Origin of the sequence: Halomonas litopenaei (assembly GCF_003045775.1) — a bacterium.
Lineage (GTDB): Bacteria > Pseudomonadota > Gammaproteobacteria > Pseudomonadales > Halomonadaceae > Halomonas > Halomonas litopenaei.
Map to the genome: position 1 here is coordinate 1 of NZ_PXNS01000020.1, position 22003 is coordinate 22003.

16 protein-coding genes are annotated in these 22003 nt (G+C 63.7%); 5 read left to right on the forward strand and 11 right to left on the reverse strand.

Translation table 11 applies throughout. The features are described from left to right. Nucleotides 1-494: 494 nt before the first annotated feature. The 6 genes from C6W88_RS20400 to C6W88_RS20425 all read right to left on the reverse strand — a co-directional run bounded on the left by C6W88_RS20400 (nt 495) and on the right by C6W88_RS20425 (nt 9065). Nucleotides 495-1976: a bifunctional 2-methylcitrate dehydratase/aconitate hydratase gene (locus C6W88_RS20400; RefSeq protein WP_108133817.1), complete on the reverse strand. Its 1482-nt coding sequence runs from the start codon at nt 1974-1976 to the stop codon at nt 495-497. 258 nt (nt 1977-2234) lie between these two features. After that, entirely contained in the window at nt 2235-3437 is a 1203-nt protein-coding gene (gene prpF, locus C6W88_RS20405; protein WP_108133818.1) for a 2-methylaconitate cis-trans isomerase PrpF, read from the reverse strand. Continuing rightward, nucleotides 3437-6028, reverse strand: a complete 2592-nt coding sequence (acnD, locus tag C6W88_RS20410; RefSeq protein WP_108133819.1) for a Fe/S-dependent 2-methylisocitrate dehydratase AcnD — start codon at nt 6026-6028, stop codon at nt 3437-3439. The genes prpF and acnD overlap by 1 nt, the downstream gene beginning before the upstream one ends. A 174-nt stretch (nt 6029-6202) precedes the next feature. Further along, nucleotides 6203-7330, reverse strand: a complete 1128-nt coding sequence (prpC, locus tag C6W88_RS20415; protein ID WP_108133820.1) for a bifunctional 2-methylcitrate synthase/citrate synthase — start codon at nt 7328-7330, stop codon at nt 6203-6205. Between the two features lie 75 nt (nt 7331-7405). Continuing rightward, the gene (prpB, locus tag C6W88_RS20420; protein WP_045993771.1) at nt 7406-8299 is read right to left on the reverse strand and encodes a methylisocitrate lyase; all 894 of its coding nucleotides are present in this window, start codon (nt 8297-8299) and stop codon (nt 7406-7408) included. 28 nt (nt 8300-8327) lie between these two features. Then, nucleotides 8328-9065 (reverse strand): GntR family transcriptional regulator, encoded by a 738-nt coding sequence (locus C6W88_RS20425; protein ID WP_045993772.1) that lies wholly within the window; start codon nt 9063-9065, stop codon nt 8328-8330. A gap of 221 nt (nt 9066-9286) precedes the next feature. Between C6W88_RS20425 and pabB the strand changes: the two genes are divergently transcribed. Together pabB and C6W88_RS20435 are read left to right on the forward strand one after the other, a co-directional pair. Beyond that, nucleotides 9287-10657 carry an aminodeoxychorismate synthase component I gene (pabB, locus tag C6W88_RS20430; RefSeq protein WP_108133821.1) on the forward strand — a complete coding sequence of 457 codons (1371 nt, stop codon included), beginning with the start codon at nt 9287-9289 and terminating at the stop codon, nt 10655-10657. Between the two features lie 556 nt (nt 10658-11213). After that, on the forward strand, nt 11214-11954 hold the full coding sequence (locus tag C6W88_RS20435) for a phosphoadenylyl-sulfate reductase (protein ID WP_231498732.1): 741 nt from the start codon (nt 11214-11216) through the stop codon (nt 11952-11954). Nucleotides 11955-12076: 122 nt separating this feature from the next. On the opposite strand, the gene cysB is transcribed toward C6W88_RS20435, so the two are convergent. Next, nucleotides 12077-13048 carry an HTH-type transcriptional regulator CysB gene (gene cysB / locus C6W88_RS20440; protein WP_045993775.1) on the reverse strand — a complete coding sequence of 324 codons (972 nt, stop codon included), beginning with the start codon at nt 13046-13048 and terminating at the stop codon, nt 12077-12079. Between the two features lie 334 nt (nt 13049-13382). Here cysB and trxA point away from each other — a divergent pair, with 334 nt between their 5' ends. Beyond that, nucleotides 13383-13706: a thioredoxin gene (gene trxA / locus C6W88_RS20445; RefSeq protein ID WP_045993776.1), complete on the forward strand. Its 324-nt coding sequence runs from the start codon at nt 13383-13385 to the stop codon at nt 13704-13706. A gap of 207 nt (nt 13707-13913) precedes the next feature. Here trxA and C6W88_RS20450 read toward each other — a convergent pair whose 3' ends face one another. Then, on the reverse strand, nt 13914-14354 hold the full coding sequence (locus tag C6W88_RS20450) for a YtoQ family protein (RefSeq protein ID WP_045993777.1): 441 nt from the start codon (nt 14352-14354) through the stop codon (nt 13914-13916). 295 nt (nt 14355-14649) lie between these two features. Here C6W88_RS20450 and C6W88_RS20455 point away from each other — a divergent pair, with 295 nt between their 5' ends. Together C6W88_RS20455 and C6W88_RS20460 are read left to right on the forward strand one after the other, a co-directional pair. Next, the gene (locus C6W88_RS20455; RefSeq protein ID WP_108133823.1) at nt 14650-15351 is read left to right on the forward strand and encodes a gamma-glutamylcyclotransferase; all 702 of its coding nucleotides are present in this window, start codon (nt 14650-14652) and stop codon (nt 15349-15351) included. Between the two features lie 125 nt (nt 15352-15476). Next, nucleotides 15477-16736, forward strand: a complete 1260-nt coding sequence (locus tag C6W88_RS20460; protein WP_108133824.1) for a threonine ammonia-lyase — start codon at nt 15477-15479, stop codon at nt 16734-16736. Nucleotides 16737-16790: 54 nt separating this feature from the next. On the opposite strand, the gene C6W88_RS20465 is transcribed toward C6W88_RS20460, so the two are convergent. The 3 genes from C6W88_RS20465 to C6W88_RS20475 form a co-directional block, all read right to left on the reverse strand. Beyond that, nucleotides 16791-19127 carry an ATP-binding protein gene (locus C6W88_RS20465; RefSeq protein ID WP_108133825.1) on the reverse strand — a complete coding sequence of 779 codons (2337 nt, stop codon included), beginning with the start codon at nt 19125-19127 and terminating at the stop codon, nt 16791-16793. A 6-nt stretch (nt 19128-19133) separates the two neighbouring features. Next, complete coding sequence (locus tag C6W88_RS20470; protein WP_108133826.1) at nt 19134-19628, reverse strand: putative pterin-binding protein; 495 nt, start codon at nt 19626-19628, stop codon at nt 19134-19136. Nucleotides 19629-19731: 103 nt separating this feature from the next. Then, nucleotides 19732-21996, reverse strand: coding sequence for an ATP-binding protein (locus C6W88_RS20475; protein ID WP_108133827.1), 2265 nt, complete (start codon nt 21994-21996; stop codon nt 19732-19734). Nucleotides 21997-22003: the final 7 nt, after the last annotated feature.

Here is a 22003-nt window from a genome sequence, read left to right on the forward strand (position 1 = left end):
CTGATCAATTTTTAAAGAGCTTCTCGCTTTGCAGCGCCTGTTGGCGCAGCGCCCTGCGAGGAAGGCGTATTTTACAGAATCGAAGCGCTTCGTCAAGGCTTTCTTTTTTTCGCCGTGCAAGCGATGCCTGCAGGACCCAAGAGAAAGCGAAGCGAGCCTGACGCGCATCCTGCGATGCCGTCCTGGCGACTCCGATCGAGTGGCGAGCATTTTACCGATTTCTCGTTGCCCGTCAAGTGGAGAATTTTTCGAAGACTTAAAAAAGCCTTTTCAAAACAATCACTTTTACCACTCTTCACCGCCTGTGACGTTTGCTCGTCGCCGGCAGCGGATGCGTACTTTACGGATTGGGACCGGCCTTGGCAAGCACTTCGTGTAAAAAAATTTCGACCAAAGGCTAAGCCTGCCCGGCGACGGATTTTGCAGGCCCATGGGTACGCCCGGGGACAGCGCTGCCCACGCTGCCCAAGCCACCGCCCTCCCCTCGTTGGTCTCTACAGCACCAGCAGATCGACAAAGCGATGAACCGGCGTCGCCGCCAGGCGCTCGGCGTCCTGATACAGCGTCATGATCTCGTCGCAACGTCCGGGGGCGAATCGGGTGGCCAGGTGGCGTCGACACTTGGCCTCGAGCACCGCCATGCCCTCTTCGCGACGACGGCGATGACCAATGGGATAGGCCACCTCCACCTTGTCGGTCGCACTACCATCGGTGAACACCACCCTGACCGCGTTGGCGATCGATCGCTTGTCCGGGTCCAGATAGTCCCGTGTATAGCCCTCGTCCTCGACGACCACCATCCTTGCCCGCAGCTCATCGATCTCCGGATGAGCCTGATGAAAGTCATCCTCGTAGTGCTCGGCCTGAAGCTCACCCAGCATCAGCGGTACCGCCACCATGTACTGCAGGCAGTGGTCTCGATCTGCCGGGTTGGCCAGCGCCCCTTCCTTGGAGATGATGCGTATTGCCGACTCATGGGTAGTCAGCTCGATGCGCTCGATCTCATCCAGCCGCCCCTTGACCTCGGGGTGCAGGGTGACCGCCGCCTCGCAGGCCGTCTGGGCATGAAACTCTGCGGGGAAGGAAAGCTTGAACAGGATGTTCTCCATCACGTAGCTGCCAAACGACTGAGGCAGACGTAGACGCCGGGTGTCCTCGGGCTTCAGCGAGAGATCACGATTGGAGTGACTGAAGGAGACATCACAGAAGCCCCACTGGGGAGCGCTCAGGACGCCGGGTATGCCCATTTCCCCGCGCATCGCGATGTCCACCAGACGCGCCGACCGCGAGGTGGCGTCACCGGCGGCCCAGCTCTTGCGCGAACCGGCATTGGGAGCATGGCGGTAGGTGCGCAGGCTCTGACCGTCGACGAAGGCATGGGATAGCGCCGACAGCGTCTGCTCACGACTGGCGCCGCGCAGCCTGGCGATAGCGGCAGTGGACGCCACCTTGACCAGTAACACGTGGTCCAGTCCGACACGATTGAACGAGTTCTCCAGTGCCAGCACGCCCTGTATCTCGTGTGCCCGTATCATCGCATCGAGCACCTCGTGCATGACCAACGGGGCTTCGCCTCTGGCCACGCGGCACTGTGAGAGATGGTCGGCCACCGCCAGGATACCGCCCAGATTGTCCGACGGGTGCCCCCACTCCGCCGCGAGCCAGGTATCGTTGTAGTCCAGCCAGCGCACCATGGCTCCGATATCGAAGGCCGCCTTGATCGGGTCCAGTCGATAGGACGTGCCAGGCACCCGCGAGCCACATGGCACCTGGGTGCCTTCCACCAGCGGCCCCAGATGCTTGGTGCATTCTGGGAAGCGCAATGCCAGCAGGCCACAGCCCAAGGTATCCATCAGGCAGTGGCGCGCCGTATCGAAGGCCTCGTCACTATCGATGACGGCGTCCAGCGCATAGTCGGCGATGGCCTTGAGTTCGTCGTCGTAGTCGGGACGAACATTGGATTCGACGGTGCTCATGTCTGCCTCCTTCCAGTGAGCGCTATCGCCCGCTGCCGGCGTGCCTGTACCTGAGCCAGTGCCTGAGCCTGTGCCTGTATCAAGGCAGGGGCCGGGAGTCCGAGGACCAGCGTGGGCGGATGGCGAGAGGTTCGAGAATGGGGGAGAACGACAGCGCCGCCTGGCGGCGGCGCTAATGCAAAAGGTCCGTTGTCAGTATCGTCGTGGTGCGCCACTGGCGCCAGTATCGACACAGGCGGGCTTCACCGGTCGAAAGCGTTACGAATCGAGGACGTCCGCCGGCACCCTGACCTTGCCCTCCATCAGAATGCGGGCACTGCGGCTCATGGTCGCCTCCGTGGCGGTCCATTCGCCGTCCAGCTGTTCAACTCGCGCCCCGACCCGCAGGGTGCCGGAGGGATGACCGAAGACCACCGAGCTGCGCCCCTCGTCGCCGCCGGCGGCCTGGCTGACCAGGGTCCCCGGCACCGCGGCGGCCACTCCGATGGCCACGGCCGCGGTGCCCATCATGGCGTGATGCAGCTTGCCCATGGACATGGCCCGCACCAGCAGATCGATATCGCCTTCGTCGATCTGCTTGCCGCTGGACGCCCGGTAGCCACGAGGCGAGGCGACGAAGGCCAGCTTAGGCGTGTGCTGACGGTTCGCGGCCTCCTCGAGTCTCGAGATCAGTCCCATCTTCAGCGCGCCGTGGGCCCGTAGCGTCTCGAGCCGATCGAGGGTGGCGGGGTCTGAATTGATATCGTCCTGAAGCTCGGTGCCGTCATAGCCAAGGTCGGCCGCCCTGACGAAGATGGTCGGAATACCGGCATTGATCAGGGTTGCCTGGATGCGACCTCCAGACACCACCTCCTCGGGCACCTCGAGTTCGTCCACCACCTGGCCTGTCGGGAACATCCGCCCTTCGCCGTCGGCGGGGTCCTTGAAGGCCAGGCCGATCTCGGCGGCAGGGAAGGCCACGCCGTCGAGTTCGAAGTCACCGCTTTCCTGCACCTGACCGTCCTGTATCGGCACTCGGGCGACGATGGTCTTTTCGATGTTGGCCTGCCAGATGCGTACCTCCACCTCTCCGTCGGCAGGAATTCGCTCAGGCGGGATCAGTCCGCTCTCGATGGCGAAGGGACCGACCGCCGAGGACAGGTTGCCGCAGTTACCGCTCCAGTCGACAAAGGCCTTGTCGATGGCCACCTGGCCGAACAGGTAGTCGACATCGTGATCCGGCGACTCGCTGGCGCTGACGATGACCACCTTGCTGGTGCTGGAGGTGGCGCCACCCATGCCGTCGGTGTGCTTGGCGTAGGGATCGGGGCTACCGACCAGACGCATCAGCAGGGCGTCGCGCACGGGGCCGGGCTCACGCGCGGCCTCGGGCAGGTCATCCTTGCGCAGGAATGTACCCTTGCTGGTGCCGCCACGCATGTAGATGGCGGGAATGCGGAGCTGCGGAGCAAAACCGGCCATCACGCCACCTCCGATTCGAGGAAGTCCTGGGCGAAACGCTGCAGCACGCCACCGGCTTCGTAGATCGACAGCTCCTCGAAGGTGTCGAGACGACAGGTCACCGGCACCTCGACGCTTTCTCCGTCACGCCGCTTGATCACCAGGGTCAGGCTGGCCCCGGGCTGGATGTCGCCGCGGACATCGAAGGTCTCGCTGCCGTCGATGCCGAGGGTCTTGCGCGTGGTCCCCTCCTCGAACTGCAGCGGCAGTACCCCCATGCCGATCAGGTTGGTGCGGTGGATGCGCTCAAAGCCCTCGGCCACGATGACCTCGACACCGGCCAGACGCACACCCTTGGCAGCCCAGTCACGGGAGGAACCCTGACCATAGTCGGCCCCGGCGATCACGATCAGCGGCTGCTTGCGCGCCATGTAGGTCTCGATGGCCTCCCACATGCGCATGACCTCGCCCTCGGGCTCGAGGCGAGCCAGTGAGCCCTGCTTGACCTCACCGTCGACCACCGCCATTTCGTTGATCAGCTTGGGGTTGGCGAAGGTCGCCCGCTGGGCGGTCAGGTGATCACCTCGATGGGTGGCGTAGGAATTGAAGTCCTCCTCCGGCAGGCCCATCTTGGCTAGGTACTCCCCCGCCGCGCTGGTCGGCAGGATGGCATTGGACGGCGACAGGTGGTCGGTGGTGATGTTGTCCCCCAGCACCGCCAGGGCGCGCAGCCCGGTCAGCGAGCGCTCGGCGGCCAGCGCACCCTCCCAGTACGGCGGACGCCGGATATAGGTGCTCATCTCGCGCCAGTCGTACAGCGGGCTGGTGTCCTTCGACCTGTCGAAGGTGGTGTCGAACATCGGGATGTAGACGTCGCGGAAGTGCTCCGGCTTGACGCTCTCGGCGATGATCGCATCGATCTCGTCATCCGCCGGCCACAGATCCTTCAGGGTGATCGGGTTGCCCTCGGCGTCTTCGCCCAGGGCGTCCTTCTCGATATCGAAGCGCACGCTGCCGGCGATGGCGTAGGCCACCACCAGCGGCGGAGAGGCCAGAAACGCCTGCTTGGCGTAGGGGTGGATACGCCCATCGAAGTTGCGGTTACCCGACAGCACGGCGGTGGCGTAGAGATCACGCTCGACCACCTCCTTTTGAATCACCGGATCGAGCGCACCACTCATGCCGTTGCAGGTGGTGCAGGCAAAGCCAACAATGCCGAAGCCTAGCTGCTCGAGCTCACCGAGCAGGTTCGACTCCTCCAGATACAGCTGCACCGCCTTGGACCCCGGCGCCAGCGAGGTCTTGACCCAGGGCTTGCGGGTCAGGCCCAGCTCGTTGGCGCGCTTGGCCAGAAGCCCCGCGGCGATGACGTTGCGCGGATTGGAGGTATTGGTACAGCTGGTGATGGCGGCGATGATCACTGCGCCGTCGGGCATCTCGCCGTCCTTCTGCTCGTAAGGAGCGGCGATGCCGCGACTGGCAAGCTCTCGGGTAGAGACCCGGTTGTGCGGACTCGAAGGCCCCGCCAGGGTGCGCTCCACCTTGGACAGGTCGAAGTGCAACACCCTTTCGTAGTCGGCGTTGACGAGGCTGTCGGCCCACAGGCCGGCGGCCTTGGCGTAGGTCTCCACCAGTTCGATCTGCTCCGGCTCGCGCCCGGTCAGCTTGAGGTAGTCGAGGGTCTGATCGTCGATGTAGAACATCGCGGCGGTGGCGCCATACTCCGGCGTCATGTTGGAGATGGTGGCACGATCACCCAGTGTCAGGTGCCCCGCGCCTTCACCGAAGAACTCGAGATAGCTCGACACCACCCGTTCGCTGCGCAGGTATTCGGTCAGCGCCAACACGATATCGGTGGCGGTGATGCCGGGCTGGGGCTTGCCGCTGAGCTCCACCCCGACGATGTCAGGCAGTCGCATGTAGGAGGCACGCCCCAGCATCACGCTTTCGGCCTCGAGCCCACCCACCCCGACGGCGATCACGCCGAGGGCGTCCACGTGGGGCGTGTGACTGTCGGTGCCCACCAGGGTGTCGGGGAAGGCCACGCCGTCACGGGCCTGGATCACCGGCGACATCTTCTCCAGGTTGATCTGGTGCATGATGCCGTTGCCGGGGGGGATCACGTCGACGTTCTCGAAGGCTTCGCGGGTCCAGTTGATGAAGTGGAAGCGGTCCTCGTTGCGCCGATCCTCGATGGCGCGGTTCTTGTCGAAGGCGCCCTCCTCGAATCCCGGGTGCTCCACCGCCAGCGAATGGTCGACGATCAGCTGGGTGGGCACCACCGGATTGACCTTGGCCGGATCCCCCCCCTTCTCGGCGATGGCGTCACGCAGGCCGGCCAGGTCGACCAGCGCCGTCTGCCCGAGGATGTCGTGGCACACCACCCGCGCGGGGAACCAGGGAAAGTCGAGTTCGCGCTTGCGCTCGATGATCTGGGACAGCGCCGCCGTGAGATCCTCCGGTGGACAGCGGCGCACCAGGTTCTCGGCCAGCACTCGGGAGGTGTAGGGCAGTCGGTCGTAGGCGCCGGGAGAGATGGCGTCCACCGCCTCCCGGGTATCGAAGTAGTCAAGGTCGGTCCCCGGCAGGGGCTTGCGATAGTCGGTGTTCATGGGCGTCACGGTCTCGGGCGCCCGAGGGCACGGCCCTCGCGGCGCGAATATGGTAGGAAGGCGGCGGAGCCACTTGTGCCTGCGCATGACCATGACCACAATCATGACCATGCGCGCGCCCCGCCGCTCGAGCCTCGGGATATCTTCAAGATACGTTCAGGAGAGCCCCCGGGCTCAGTCACGCTCTTCGATGGGTACCCATTCGCTGTGGGCCGGGCCGGTGTAGTCGGCGCTGGGGCGGATGATGCGGTTGTTCTCGCGCTGCTCGAACACGTGGGCGCACCAGCCAGTCACCCGAGAACACACGAAGATCGGAGTGAACAGCTTGGTCGGGATATCCATGAAGTGATAGGCGCTGGCGTGGAAGAAGTCGGCGTTGCAGAACAGCTTCTTCTCGCGCCACATCACCGCTTCGACCCGCTCGGACACCGGGTACAGGCGGGTGTCGCCCACGTCGTCGGCGAGCTTCTTCGACCAGTGCTTGATGATGGCGTTGCGCGGGTCGGACTCGCGATAGATGGCATGTCCGAAGCCCATGATCTTTTCCTTGCGCTCGAGCATGCCGAGGATTTCGCGTTCGGCTTCTTCGGCGCTCTGCCAGTTCTCGATCATCGCCATCGCCGCCTCGTTGGCGCCGCCATGCAGCGGGCCACGCAGGGAGCCGATGGCCCCGGTGACGCAGGAATGCATGTCGGACAGCGTCGATGCACAGACACGCGCGGTAAAGGTCGAGGCGTTGAACTCGTGCTCGGCGTAGAGGATCAGCGAGACGTTCATCACCCTGGCATGCAGCTCGGAGGCCGGCTCGTCACGCAGCAGGTGCAGGAAGTGCCCGCCCACCGACTCGTCGTCGGTCTCGGTGTCGATGCGCACGCCATCATGGCTGAAGCGGTACCAGTAGCAGATGATCGAGGGCAGCGCCGCCAACAGGCGATCGGAGACGTCCTGCTGCTGGCTGAAGTCGGCCTCGGTTTCCAGGTTGCCGAGCATCGAAGCACCGGTACGCATCACGTCCATCGGGTGGGCGTCCGCCGGGATCTGCTCGAGTACCGTCTTGAGCGCCTCGGGCAGACCGCGCAGGCCCTTCAACTTGGTGATGTAGGCATCCAGCTCGCTCTGGTTGGGCAACTTGCCCTTGAGCAGCAGGTAGGCCACCTCCTCGAAGCGGGCCTTGTCCGCCAGTTCCTTGATGTCGTAGCCGCGATAGGTCAGGCCCGAGCCACTCTGGCCCACGGTGCACAGTGCGGTCGCACCGGCGCTCTGTCCCCGCAGACCGGCTCCTCCAATCGGTTTATCAGCCATGGCGTATCTCCATTTTCGTCATTGGTCGTTGTTATAAAAAAGGCATGAAAGGCGTGCTGGACGCCCGAGGGTCTCTCAGTCCTTGCCCTCGTCGAACAGCGCGTCGAGCTTGCGCTCGAAGTCGTGGTAGCCCAGCACGTCGTAGAGTTCGTCGCGGGTCTGCATGGTGTCGACCACGTCGCGCTGGTGTCCGTTGTCGTGAATGCTCTGGTAGACCTTGAGCGCGGCAGCGTTCATGGCGCGGAACGCCGACAGCGGGTAGAGCACCATGCTGCACCCCACCTCGGCCAGTTCCTGCTGACTGAACAGCGGGGTGGCGCCGAATTCGGTGATGTTGGCCAGGATCGGGGCATCCACCCGCTCGCAGAAGGCGCGATAGTCGTCGAGGGTGTGCACCGCCTCGGCGAAGATCGCATCGGCACCGGCCTCGATGCAGGCGTTGGCACGGTCGATGGCCGCGTCGAGTCCTTCCTTCTGGAAGGCATCGGTACGGGCGATCAGGTAGAACTCCGGATCGATGCGCGCGTCGGCAGCAGCCTTGACCCGATCCACCATCTCCTGCTGGGACACGATGGCCTTGTTCGGGCGATGGCCACAGCGCTTCTGCGCCACCTGGTCTTCCAGGTGCACGGCAGCGACCCCGGCCCGCTGCATCTCCTTGACCGTACGCCCGATATTGAAGGCGCCCCCCCAGCCGGTATCGATGTCCACCAACAACGGAAGGTCACTGGCCCCGCAGATGCGATGGGCGTCTTCCACCACATCGTTCATGGTGGTCATGCCCAGGTCCGGCAACCCGAAGGAAGCATTGGCAACGCCACCGCCGGACAGATAGATCGCCTGATGCCCGACCCGCTCGGCCAGCATCGCGGTGTAGGCGTTGATGGTGCCGACGATGGGCAGCGGGCTATTGGCGTTGAGCGCCGCACGAAAGCGGGCACCAGGGGTCGAAGTGGACGAAGATGTCATGGGGGGCTCCAGTCAGGGGAAAGTAAGATCAGGTCACCAGGCCGTTGCCGGCGACCACCTGGGGTTCGTCGCGCCCCTCCAGCGAGGCGGCGTAGCGCGCCATCACGTTCTCGCGGGAAGCGCTGACGTGGCGACGCATCAGCAGCTCCGCCAGCTCGGCGTCACCCGCCTCGATGGCGTCGACGATACGGTGGTGCTCGACGAAGGCCTTCTGCGGACGTGCACCGCTGGCGCTGAACTGGGTGCGGTACATCCGGACCAGGTAATAGAGGTCGTCGCACAAGAGGGCCATCAGCATGCGATTGTGGCTGCCCACCACGATACGATAGTGGAAGTCCAGATCGCCCTCGCGCTGATAGTAGGCCTCACCGCTGGCCAGATCAGCCTGCTTCTCGTGCACTGCCAGCACTTCTCGGAGGCCGGCGATCTCGCTGGCGGTCATATGCTCGGCGGCGATCCTGGCGGCCATGCTTTCCAGCGCCTCGCGCACGTCGAACAGCTCCATCAGCTCCTTCATCGACAGCTTGACCACCCTGGCACCCACATGGGGTACCCGTTCGATCAGCCGGTGAGCCTCGAGTCGTCGCATGGCCTCGCGCAGCGGCCCACGAGAAATACCGTAGGCCTTGGACAGTCCCGGCTCGGTGATCTTGCTGCCCGGCGCCAGTTCTCCCCGGACGATGGCGTCCTGCAATTGATGAAAGACCCGCTCGGCGAGGGTTCTTACTTCGGGGGTGGCGGGGGTCTCGTATTCGGCGCTGGTCATGGGATCATTGTCGACAATGTTGGGATAACGGAAATGTAAGATACGCCAAGGCGCGGGTCAATGGCCTGATCAGGCTCATAACCTTAACCATTGGTTGTAGACAATGCCATCCATCTTCCTTGTCCTGTCGACAATGCAGCGTTGACTCGCGCCATCCTTCCACAACGACAAGCCCTGTCGTTGCCAGTAGAATATGCCGCCTGCAACGCCCGAGGCCCCGAATGAACGCCGAGCTCCAGACCACCTCCCTGCCCTACCACGCGACCCCCCTGCGCTATTTCGAGGCTCTGCGCTCGAGGCCCGGGGCGGTGCTGTTGGACAGCGGCCGGCCCCAGGCCCCCGGCGGACGATTCGATATCCTCTCGAGCGACCCCATCGAATGGCTGGAAGTCGATCAGCATGGTCTGCCCAGAGACTCGAGCGGCAGGGCCCTCGAGGGTTCCGCCTTCGACGCTCAGCAGCGCCTGCTCGAACGCTTGCCCCGTCCACGCCAGGAGCTTGATCTTCCCTTCGTCGGCGGGCTGATCGGCTACTGGAGCTACGACCTGGGCCGGCAACTGGCGGGAATCGAAGGGCCTTCACAGACCGCCACCGACCTGCCTCAGGCCCGGCTCGGCCTGTATGACTGGGCGCTGATTCAGGACCACCAGGAGCGCCGCTGCCTTCTCGTCGCCTCCCCCGAACGGCGCCAGCAGGTACAGACCTGGCTGGCGACAGCGACACCTGCCGGCGACTTTTCGCTGAGCTCCGCCTTCACCTCCAACCTGAGCGAAGCGGGCTACCGCGATCGCTTTGCCAAGGTGCAGGACTATATCCGTGCCGGAGACTGCTACCAGATCAATCTGGCTCAACGGTATTCGGCGGATTACCGGGGAGACCTGTGGCAGGCCTATCTCCGCCTGCGTGACGCGACGCCGACCCCCTTCGCCGGCTTCATGGCCTGGCAGTACGCAGGGCGCGAACAGGCGCTGCTGTCGCTGTCGCCCGAACGCTTCGTCGAAAGCCGCCAGGGCGAGGTGGAGACGCGTCCGATCAAGGGCACGCGGCCACGGGGGGCCAATGAGCAGGAGGATGCAGCCCTGGCACAGGAGCTGTCCTCGAGCATCAAGGATCGCGCCGAGAACGTGATGATCGTGGACCTTCTGCGCAATGATCTGGGTCGCGTGTGTCAGCCCGGCACGGTGAAGGTCCCCCAACTGTGCGGACTGGAAAGCTACGCCAATGTTCACCATCTGGTGAGCGTGGTGAAGGGACGCCTACCCGCCGAGACGCCACCGCTCAAGCTGCTGGAAGCGGCCTTCCCCGGTGGCTCGATCACCGGCGCCCCCAAGATTCGCGCCATGCAGATCATCGACGAGCTGGAGCCGGATCGACGCAGCGCCTACTGCGGTAGCCTCGGCTACGTCGATGTGCGTGGCCATATGGATACGTCCATCGCCATCCGTACCCTGGTCGCCGATGCCGGCCGACTGCACATCTGGGGCGGTGGTGGCCTGGTGGCGGATTCTCGGGAACAGGCCGAGTACACAGAAACCCAGGACAAGATTCGCCATCTGATGGCCGCCCTGGGCACTGCGACTGACTCGCGCTAGACAGGAACAGGCCGACCTACCATAAAGAAACCCAGGACAAGATTCGCCATCTAATGGCCGCCCTGGGCACTGCGACTGACTCGCGCTAGACAGGAACAGGCGGACCTACCATAAAGAGACCCAGGACAAGATTCGCCATCTAATGGCCGCCCTGGGCACTGCGACTGACTCGCGCTAGACAGGAACAGGCGGACCTACCATAAAGAGACCCAGGACAAGATTCGCCATCTAATGGCCGCCCTGGGCACTGCGACTGACTCGCGCTAGACAGGAACAGGCGGACCTACCATAAAGAGACCCAGGACAAGATTCGCCATCTAATGGCCGCCCTGGGCACTGCGACTGACTCGCGCTAGACAGGAACAGGCGGACCTACCATAAAGAGACCCAGGACAAGATTCGCCATCTGATGGCCGCCCTGGGCACACCTGCCAAATAGTAATAAGAAACCTTACCGCTAATCGATAAACGATATATAAGAACCGAACCAATCGATATTGGGGCGATGGCGGCGGGTTTTGGTAGGGTATCGGCAAAACCCCCAGTGGAGGTCGCCGTGACGTCCTTTGACCCCAATGCGTTCGTCCTGGCCAATGACCAGGCGACACCCAAGAATATCCTGAAAGCCGCCTACGAGGCCTTCGGCGAACTGACCGTGTCATTCTCCGGCGCCGAGGACGTGGTGCTCGTCGACCTGGCGCTCAAGGTCGCGCCCAAGGACAAGGTCAAGGTGTTCAGCCTGGACACCGGGCGTCTGCACGCCGAGACCTACGAGTTCTTCGAACGAGTCCGCAATCACTATGATATCGAGCTCGATATTCGCTTCCCCGATCAGCAGGCAGTGCAGGCGCTGACCAGCGAGAAGGGACTGTTCAGCTTCTATCAGGACGGTCACCACGAGTGCTGCGGCATCCGTAAGGTAGCGCCGCTGCGCCAGCGCTTGGCAGGCCTGCCGGTGTGGGTCACCGGCCAGCGTCGGGACCAGAGCCCGGGCACCCGTTCGAAGCTGCAGATCGCCGAGCGCGACACCGCCTTCGGCAGTGACGATCAACCGCTCTACAAGATCAACCCGCTGACCCACTGGACCAGCGAAGACGTGTGGAACTACATTCGCTCCTTCGATGTGCCCTACAACGCCCTGCACGAAAAGGGCTACGTCAGTATCGGCTGCGCCCCCTGCACCCGCCCCATTCTGCCGGGCCAGCATGAACGTGAGGGTCGCTGGTGGTGGGAAGACCAGGGTGGCAAGGAATGCGGGCTGCATGCCCTCAACCTGCCCCAGGCGGCCACCAGTTGACGTTCTGAGGTACCTGGCTGCACAGCCTCACAAGATCGCAAAGGCCCCGGACTCGCTTGAGTCCGGGGCCTTTCGGTTCATGACGACGTCAGTGAAGCTCGCCTGGCGCCACCTCGCCGCGGTCAGCGCACCGGCAGGCTGATCTTCTCGAACAGCGCGTGTTCATGGCGCGGTCCCGCTGCCAGGGCAGCGTCGACCAGATCACGGTCCAGATGGTCGGCAAACTGCTGCAGGAAGTCATACATGTAGCCGCGCATGAAGGTGCCGCGGCGGATACCGATCTTGGTCGTGGAGCTCTCGAACAGATGGCTGGCGTCCAGCGCCACCAGATCCTCATCGAGCACCTCGTCCACCGCCATGTGGGCCACGATGCCGACCCCCAGCCCCAGACGCACATAGGTCTTGATCACATCGGCGTCGGCGGCGGTCAACACCACATTGGGAGAGAGTCCACGGGCACGGAAGGCGTCGTCGAGTTGCGAGCGTCCGGTGAAACCGAACACGTAGGTCACCAGCGGGTGCTTGGCCAGTTCGTCGAGTCCCAGACGCTCGACCTCGGCCAGGGGGTGATCCCGCGGCACCAGGATGCAGCGGTTCCAGCGATAACACGGCAGCAACACCAGGTCGTTGAACAGTTCCAGCGACTCGGTGGCGATGGCGAAGTCGGCCTGTCCCTCGCTGACCATCTGAGCGATCTGCTTGGGCGTCCCCTGCTGCATATGCAGAGCGACATCCGGGTAGCGCTGGGTAAAGTTCTGGATCACCGGCGGCAGGCAGTAGCGCGCCTGGGTATGGGTGGTGGCGATGGACAGGCTGCCCCGCCGCTCGTCGCTGTGTTCCTGGGCCACATCCTTGATGTTGGCAGTCAGCCTGAGCACCTGGCCTGCCAGCTCGATGATCGCCTCCCCTGCGGGTGTCACGCGAGTCAGGTGCTTGCCGCTGCGCGCGAAGATCTCCACGCCAAGCTCGTCTTCCAGCAGACGAATCTGCTTGGATATGCCTGGCTGAGAGGTAAAAAGACTCTGAGCGGTAGCCGACACATTCAGGTTGTGGCGGGAAACCTCCCAGATATAGCGCAGCTGCTGTAATTTCATGGCCGGGGCTTACCTCGTCCGAAGTCGACGGATTGGCACGGTGGTCGCGGAAGCGGACTAGACTGGAGCCATCGCGTTGGCGGCGTGACAGCGTCCTTGCCCGGGTTCAAGCACTGGACCTCGGACATGACAACATGCCAAAGCGCCATAAAAAACCACCTTTGTGATTACTTTATAGCATAATGAGATGAGATGCAGCGATTCGTAAGCTGACTAAGAAACTATCGACCCAATATTTGCCAGCGTATGGGCCGACCGCTACCATCGTCCCACCGGACATGGCAGACATGTCCCACATTCCGCTCGATGAAGCGCAACGTAGATGGAGAAACACATGGCTAACAATGTCGATGTCACCAATGCCAACTTCGAGCAGGAAGTTCTGCAGGCCGACTCCCCGGTGTTGCTGAAGTTCTGGGCTCCCTGGTGTGGCCCCTGCAAGGTCATGGCACCGGTGGTCGATGAAGTCGCCGAGGAGCGTGACGGCGCCCTCAAGGTCGTCAGCATCAACGTCGATGATGCCCCGGAAATCGCCGCCGAGCAGGGCGTGCGTGGCGTCCCCACCGTGATGCTGTTCAAGTCAGGTGCCAAGGTGGCATCCCTGGTAGGTGCCCAGTCGAAGTCCCAGCTGACCCAGTTCATCGACCAGAACGCCTGATACAGCGCTGTCGACCTCTGCCGTCACCAGACGGGACGTCCAGCCAGGGGCCAAGGCCCCTGAAACATGGCCCGGGATCCTCCTTCAGGATCCCGGGCCATGTCGTTACTGCCCCGAGCGTTATCGCTGAAGCCAAGGGCTTGGGCAATGGCAGTGCCCACCCTCGCCAGTGGATGCCATCGTGCGAGGCTCGAGGCAGCGCCGACATCAGTCCCGCAGCACGTAGCGCAGGATCTCTACCACCTGGTCGGTGGTCGTGGCCCAGGCCTGGGCGTCGGCATCGACCTCCTTGAGCGGATGTACGATGTCCTCGCCGTGCAGCGTCACATAGGGCTTGCCGAGAGCCGAGCAGTAGCCGGCGTCGAAGGCCGCGTTCCACTGCTTGTACTTGTCACCGAAGCGCACCACCACCAGATCGCTCTGCTCGATCAGGGTACGGGTCCGGATGGCGTTGACCCTGGAAGACTGGTGATCCCGCCAGAAGCCACTTTCCGGCACGCCCAGCATGTCTCCGGCGGCGTCGCTGGCATCATGGTCGGTCACCGCCTGGGTGAACACCACGTCGAGCCCGGCGTCTCTGGCTCCCTGCTTGATCTCTTCACGCCAGTCGGTGTGGATCTCACCGGACAGATAGACGGTAAAACTCATGGCCTCATTTCCTTTTTCTCGGTCTTGCATGAATCATTGTCGGAGTGCCAGGACGCCGCCACCGGCCGTTACCCGAAAGAGGGACCAGGACATTCGGGCTTCATCCTGGCCTTCGGAGCTGATAATTTGCCTATTGGCGGTCCAAGGAACCTGGCCCTCGTGGCTTCTTGCGTGGCGCTCACCATCATACCCGCGCCTCCTGTGCTGACAAACCGGTTGCCCGGCGCAGTGACGGCGTGGCGGTATCGACTCGAGCACCACCAGTCCGTCTGACTTCATTCGACAAGGATCTTCGATGCACCCGCAGGACTCCCCTTCCAACCGGCCAACGCCTGTCAGCGCGGACACCCGGGAAGCCAATCGACGCCAGGACCATTTCGGCTCTCGCGAGGCGATCTGGCTGTTCGGCTACGGCTCGCTGATCTGGAAGGCGGACTTCGCCTATCGCGCACGTCGTCCAGCGCTGATCGAAGGCTACGCCCGCCGGTTCTGGCAGGGCTCCCACGATCATCGCGGCACTCCTGAGGCTCCTGGTCGCGTCGCGACGCTGATCCACCAGCCGGGCTCGCGGTGCCTGGGCATGGCCTACCTGATCGGGCCGGAGGTGTTGGCCCCCCTGGACCTGCGTGAAAAGAACGGCTATCTGCGTGAGCGTGTCACGCTGCATTTTCTGGACAACGATCTCGCCGACAACGATCAGCCTGATGTCGATGACCCACTCGACGATGACGGCCTGACCACCGCCAGGACCGCCGAGGGGCTGGTCTACATCGCCGGTGATGCCAACCCGGCCTATCTCGGTGATGCCTCCGATGACAGCATTGCCGAGCAGATCGCCCACGCCCATGGCCCCAGCGGCCCCAACAGCGACTACCTGCTGCACCTGGCAGACGCCCTGCATGCCATGGGAGGCGAAGACGACCACGTCTTCGGCCTGGCGACCGCCCTGCGCCGTCGAATGCGCCAGGCGGCGACTCACCCGGCTACCACCGACTGAGCGCCGCCCTTCCCCTCGGCAATGCCGGCCACGCCTGGCTCTCGGATCGAGCCGGCGACCCCGCCGGCGACACCTTGTGCCGGACGACCTCCGGCCATCTGTCTGTTACCCGCTGGAGATCCCGGATGAGTGTGACCCTTGAAGACATTCGACGTGCCGCCGATGCGACCGTCGGCCATATCGCCCGTACTCCCTTTCTGCATTCCGCCACGCTGTCGCGGCTGGCCGGCTGCGAGTTGTACATCAAGTTCGAGAACCACCAGTTCACCGCCGCCTTCAAGGAACGCGGCGCCCTCAACCACCTGCTGTCCCTGTCCGAAGACGAGCGCCAGCGGGGGGTCATCGCCATGTCGGCCGGCAACCACGCTCAGGCGGTGGCCTACCACGCCTCAAGGCTCGGCATCCGGGCGGTCATCGTGATGCCGCGCCACACCCCCAATCTCAAGGTCAGCAATACCCGGGCCCTTGGCGCCGAAGTGCACCTGGTCGGTGATGGGGTGGACGAGGCCGGAGACTACGCGGCTCGCATGGCCGAGGAGCACGGCTATGTGTTCGTCCACCCCTACGACGACGAGCGCGTGATTGCCGGCCAGGGCACCATCGCGCTGGAGATGCTCGAAGACGTGGCGGATCTGGATGCGCTGGTCATCCCCATCGGCGGCGGCGGCCTGATCGGCGGCAACGCCGTGGCCGCCAAGGGACTCAATCCCGACATCGAGATCATCGGGGTGCAGACCGCCCGCTTTCCCGCCATGCAGCAGGCGCTGGCGGGTGAAAAGATCCACTGCAGCCTCGCTACCATTGCCGAGGGGATCGCGGTCAAGCAGCCCGGCAAGATCACGCGAGAACTGGTGCGCGAGCACGTCAGTGACATCCTGCTGGTCGACGAGGCCACCATCGAGCGGGCGATCCTGATGTTCCTGGAGATCGAGAAGACGGTCGCGGAAGGCGCCGGTGCGGCGGGGCTCGCTGCCGTATTGAGCCAGCCGGAGCGCTTCCGCGGTCGCAAGGTGGGGCTAGTCCTGTGCGGCGGCAATATCGACATGCAGGCGCTGTCGTCGGTGATCCAGCGCGGCCTGGTGCGCTCTGGTCGCATCGTGCGCGTTCGCGTGGGCATCTCCGACGTACCCGGCTCGCTGTCGGAGTTGACCCAACTGCTCGCCGAGCAGCGCGCCAACGTCATCAGCATCACCCACCAGCGTACCTTCACCGACCTGTCGCTGCGCGCCACCGAGGTCGAAGCCACCCTGGAGACGCTGGGCAGCGAACATACCCGAGAGGTCATCGAGGCCCTGCGCCATGAGGGCTACGATCCGGTGATGCCGGCCAATGAGGTGCATCCGGACGAACGTTGGGCCAGCGGCGTGGCTCCCGGCGACGTCTAGGCCCCGCCAGCGGCGGGACGTCACCTCATCGAAGGGTCCCGCCCAGGGCCGCTTTCAGGTCTGCAACAGCCCCGCCGATCGCAGAGCCTGGCCGGTCGCCGGGCCCAGCCGGGCGAGTATCTCGAGCTGTGTCTCGAGTTCCGCCTGCTGGCCGTCGTTTGCCATGCGCTCCACTCGGGCGGCCTGCGCCTCCAGGGCCTGGCAGCCCAGCGAAGCAGAGACGCCCTTGACGTCATGAGCAATCTGACCGAGTGCCTGGTGGTCGCCGACCGACAGCGCCTCTCGCATCTGCTCGAGCCGCTCCGGGAAACGCTGCAGATAGTTGGCCACCATGCGACTGAGGCCCTGGGGCGACATCACCTGACGCAGCTCCTCTACCGTGTCTCCGGCGAGCAGCGTCTCGTCGATCCGGGGCCGATCCTCGAGCATCGGGGCAACGACGGCGGGTGCCGCTTCGACAGTGCCGCCGAAGGTCTCGCTATCCAGGTCGCGATCCGGAACACTCGCTCTGCCATCGCAACCCCTGCCATCGCCCCCCCTGCCGGGATTGTCGCCACCTGATGGACTCGCGTCAGCGGAGCTCGGTGCCGCGTGCACCCGGCTGTAACGGCGCAGCGCAGCAGACAGCTCCTTGCGCGAGAACGGCTTGCCGATGACGTCGTCCATTCCCGCATCGAGACAGGCGCGATGATGCTCGGGCATGACGTTGGCGGTCACCGCGATGACCGGCAAACGCTGGACCCGCTGGCCCTGTTCGCGCAGAGCCTCTTCGTGCTGGCGCCAGCGACGCGTGGTCTCCAGCCCGTCCATTACCGGCATCTGCATGTCCATCAAGACCAGATCAAAACGTCGTTGACCCAGGGCCTCCAGCGCCTGCTCGCCATTGCCCACCAGTTCGCAGGTCTGTCCCAGTCTGGTCAGCATGGCGGCCACCAGCTCACGATTGAGGGCATTGTCCTCGACCACCAGCACGTGCTGGCTTTCCAGCGGCTCCTGCTGCCCGGTGCTGGCAGCACCCTCTTCCACCCCCGCCACCACCGGCAAGGGAAGATCGAACCAGAATCGGCTGCCGGACTCCGGCTGGCTTTCCACCTTGAGCTCTCCGCCCATGGCCGCGACCAGCTGCGAGCAGATCGCCAACCCCAGGCCGGCACCTTCATGGCGGCGTGACAGGGCGGTATCGGTCTGGGCAAAGGGCTCGAAGATGCGCTGCTGGTCCTGCTGGGCGATACCGCAGCCGGTATCGTAGACCATGAAGGTCAGCCGGCCGTCCCCATTGTCGGAGACCCTGAGCATCACAAAGCCACTTTCGGTGAACTTGAAGGCGTTGTTGAGCAGATTCATCAGCACCTGGCGCAGCCGATGCACGTCGCCATCGACCCAGGTGGGCAAGGCGGGAGCGGCACGCATCAGGAACTGCACCCCGCTGCGGCTCTGGGTCTGATAGCCGGTCGCGAGTTGCTCCAGCATTCTCGACAGGTGGAAGGGTTGACGTTCGACCGCCAGGTGCCCTGCCTCGATACGGGTGTAGTCGAGCACGTCATTGATCACCGAACGCAGCCCAGCGGCGCTGTCACGCAGCCCTTCTATCTGGCGGCGTCCCTGATCACTCAAGGGTTCGTCGTGCAGCAGCTCGGCCATGCCCAGCACGCCGTTGAGTGGCGTGCGGATTTCATGGCTCATGATGGCCATGAAGTCGGACTTCGCGCGATTCGCCACTTCCATGCGCTGATAGGCCTCGCGCAGGGTTTCGGACTGGGATTCGAGCAAATGGGTCTTGTGGCGATGCTGACGCGCCTCCTTCACCAGCGCACGAATCAGCACGCCACCGGCGATCAGCGACAGCAGGATCGAGATCAGCACCGCGATGTACAATCGCCCGAGCACGCCCATGTCCGCGCTGCGCTCTTCCGCGGCGATTCGACCATGATGCAGCATCAATTGCCGACTCAGTTCCTGCGCTTCGCCGAGACGCTCTATCAGTTCGCGTCGCAGTGCAGCGTCATAGGCAACGTCTCCATCGGCCACCGCAATGAAGCGTCGATCCAGCCGTTGCATGCCACGATCCAGCTCGTCGATCAGCTCACGACCGGTCGCGTAGCGATCCAGGAAGTTGCTCGTCTGGCCCTCCAGCAGCACTATGAAGCGCCCGTACAGCAGTTCGAAATCCAAAAGGGTCTCGTCCAGCCGGCTATCGCCGCGCTCCCAGATGGCCAGCCGCAGATCGCGCAGCGAGCGATCGTACTGATACAGGGTCCAGGTGACGGTGTCGACGTCTCGGTGGTAGATCGCCTTGTTGCGGTCATAGATCAGCCCTCCTGTCACCATCACGGCGACAATGAAGACGACGGCAGCGATCGCAGGAATCCTGATGCGCAGACGATGGGCCATGAGAACTCAGTTGACGTCGATGCGGGCGACCTGCCAGACAGATCGACTGAAGTAGATATTGGTCTTGAGTTCCGGCTGGTCGTCGAAAGGGTAGACCACGAACAAGGGGCCCTTGTCGCGGATTCTCATGCGCTCTCCATCGCGGCGCATGGCGAGGATCACGCCATGTTCGTGGGCGTCGCTCACCGGCATCAGCGTCTCGTAGTCCTTGATGGCGGCCACCCTGAGCTCGTCGCCCTCGGCCTCCACCGCCGCCAGTACATCGCTGAGCAGCGGCCCCTCGAAGCGAGACTGACCATCGATCCAGGGATTGCCGGTCACCACGACATGCTGGGGCAGCGCCTCGAGCATGGCGCGGTCGAAGTGGGCTTCATCACTCACATTGGTCACGGAGATGCGCCCACCCACCTCGAGAATCACCCTGCCACCGGGGGCGTCCAGCGCAAGAGCCTGTCCGACCATTCCCCATAGCATCACCAACGCGATGGTTCGCCATCCCATGACGCCTCTCCCATTGAAAATCGGTATTCTCGACGAATTTTTGCCGTACCAGCGACATGCTACTGCCAGTTCAACGGCCAGGGAAGGCATTCACGCTCAGGATTCAGCGAAAGCTGTCGAGCACTCCGGTGGTTCGCCAGGCAAGACCGGTGCGGGTGCCGATGTCCTCCAGTTCCTTGATCAGCGGCACCAGCGGCTCGTGACGGCCCATCTCACCATGCTCGATGATCGCCTCCACCACCGCGACCACTGCCGTGCACCCCAGGGTGGTTGACGCATGATGAAGCTCCCTGGCCTCACCGACCAGCATGTCGAAGTCCCTTTCTTCGTGGGCCGTGTAGAGCCTTGCGATGCGAGCAGGAAAGCGGGCCAGGTAGCCGCGCACCATGCGCTCCAGAGCATCCGCCGAGACCATCGAGCGCAACTCTTGAAGCGTCGTTCGCGACAGCAGGTCGGCACTGGCGACTCTTTCTTCCGTCGCCGTCTGGGTGGGCGCGGAGGCCCCTTCGTGGGCGGATGTACTCGGTGGCGTCCAGAAGTTTTCGTCGGGGTCGAGGGAGGGATAGACCCGAGAGGGAAAGCGACCAAGCACCTGGCCTAGATCCTGACGCGTGAAAGGCTTGCCGATCAGGTCATCCATCCCCGCCTCGCGGCTGGCCCGGCGATGTTCCGGCAGAACGTTGGCCGTCACCGCGATGATCGGCAGCCGAGCGTCGTCGTCGCCATCACCACGGTGGATCGCCGCTTCCCGCTCGCGCCAGCGCCGGGTCGTCTCCAGACCATCCATGACCGGCATCTGCAGATCCATCAGCACCAGATCGAAGTCACGCTGTGACAGCGCCTGCAGCGCTTGCTCGCCGTTGGACACGACTTCGCAGGACTGGCCCAGGCGGGCCAGCATACTGGCCACCAGCTCCCTATTGAGAAGGTTGTCGTCCACCACCAGCACATGGTGCGGCGCCAGCGGCGCCGGGGCAGACGCCACCTCGACCTTCTCCTCTTTCTGATCGCTGGCGGGCAAGGGAAGTTCGAACCAGAATCTGGAACCGCTGCCCAGCTGGCTGTCCACCTTGAGGTCGCCCCCCATGGCGCGCACCAGGCTACGTGCGATGGGCAGGCCAAGACCGGCACCGTCATGACGCCTGGCCATCACCGGATCGGATTGTTCGAAGGGCTCGAAGATGCGCTCGACATCCAGCTGAGATATCCCGCAGCCGGTGTCGTAGACGACGAAGGCAATGCGCTGATCCTGGGCACAGGAAACCCTCAACATCACGAACCCCTGGCGGGTGAACTTGAAGGCGTTGTTCAACAGGTTCTGCAGTACCTGGCGCAGCCGGTGCTGATCTCCTTCCACGCAAGCGGGCAGGTCCGGGGCCAGGCGCATCAGAAACTGCACATCGCCCAGGCGTTGCGAACGATAACCCAGGGTGGTCTGGTCGAGCATATGGCGCAGCGCAAACAGTTCGCGCTCGACCTCGATCCGGCCGGTCTCCAGCCGCGTATAGTCGAGCACATCGTTGATCACCGAGCGCAGTCCCGTCGCGCTGGCCTCCAGGCCTTCGATATGACGCTTGCCCTGATCGCTCAGGGATTCGTCGCGCAGCAGATCGGTCATGCCCATGACGCCACTGAGCGGAGTGCGCATCTCGTGACTCATGATCGCCATGAAATCGGACTTGGCGCGACTGGCGTTCTCGGCACGCTCCACCGCTTCCTTCAGTGCTCGCGACTGGGCCTGCAGCAACTCCGCCTTGAGGGTGTGGGCACGCCCCTCGCGCATCAGCGCCAGCACCAGCACGGTACCGGTCACCATGATCAGCACGATGCAGGCCAGTACGACACCATACAGACGCAGCATCGACTGGGTATCTCGGGTGCGCAACTCGGCCACACTGGCCTTGTGTTGCAACAGCATGTCGCGACTGACGTTCTGCAACTGCCCCAGGGTCTGCTTGAGTGCATCCCTGTCGTCGTCAAGCAGGCGCCCCCCCTGCTCCAGAGGCTCGACTTGCCCCCCCAGATCGTCGATCAATTGCTCCGCGCGCCGATACAGTTCCTGGGAGGCACTGGTCTGACGCAGAAAGTCCCGAGTCTGCCCCTGACGCAACAAGTCGCTTCGTCCGTGCAGAATCTCGTAGTCGAGGACCAGGCTATCGATATCATCCGCGCTGACCTCGGCGGCCTGAATGCGCATTTCGCGCACCATGCGATCGAACTGGTAGAGGTTCCAGGTGACGGTATCGAGGATGCGATGCTGCAATTCCTGCTGCCGATCGAAGGTCAGGCCTCCCGCCACCAGTGCCGCCACAAAAAACAGCACCGTTGCGGTGGCCGCCACCCTCGAGCGATACGGCAGTTTCAGCATAATCTGA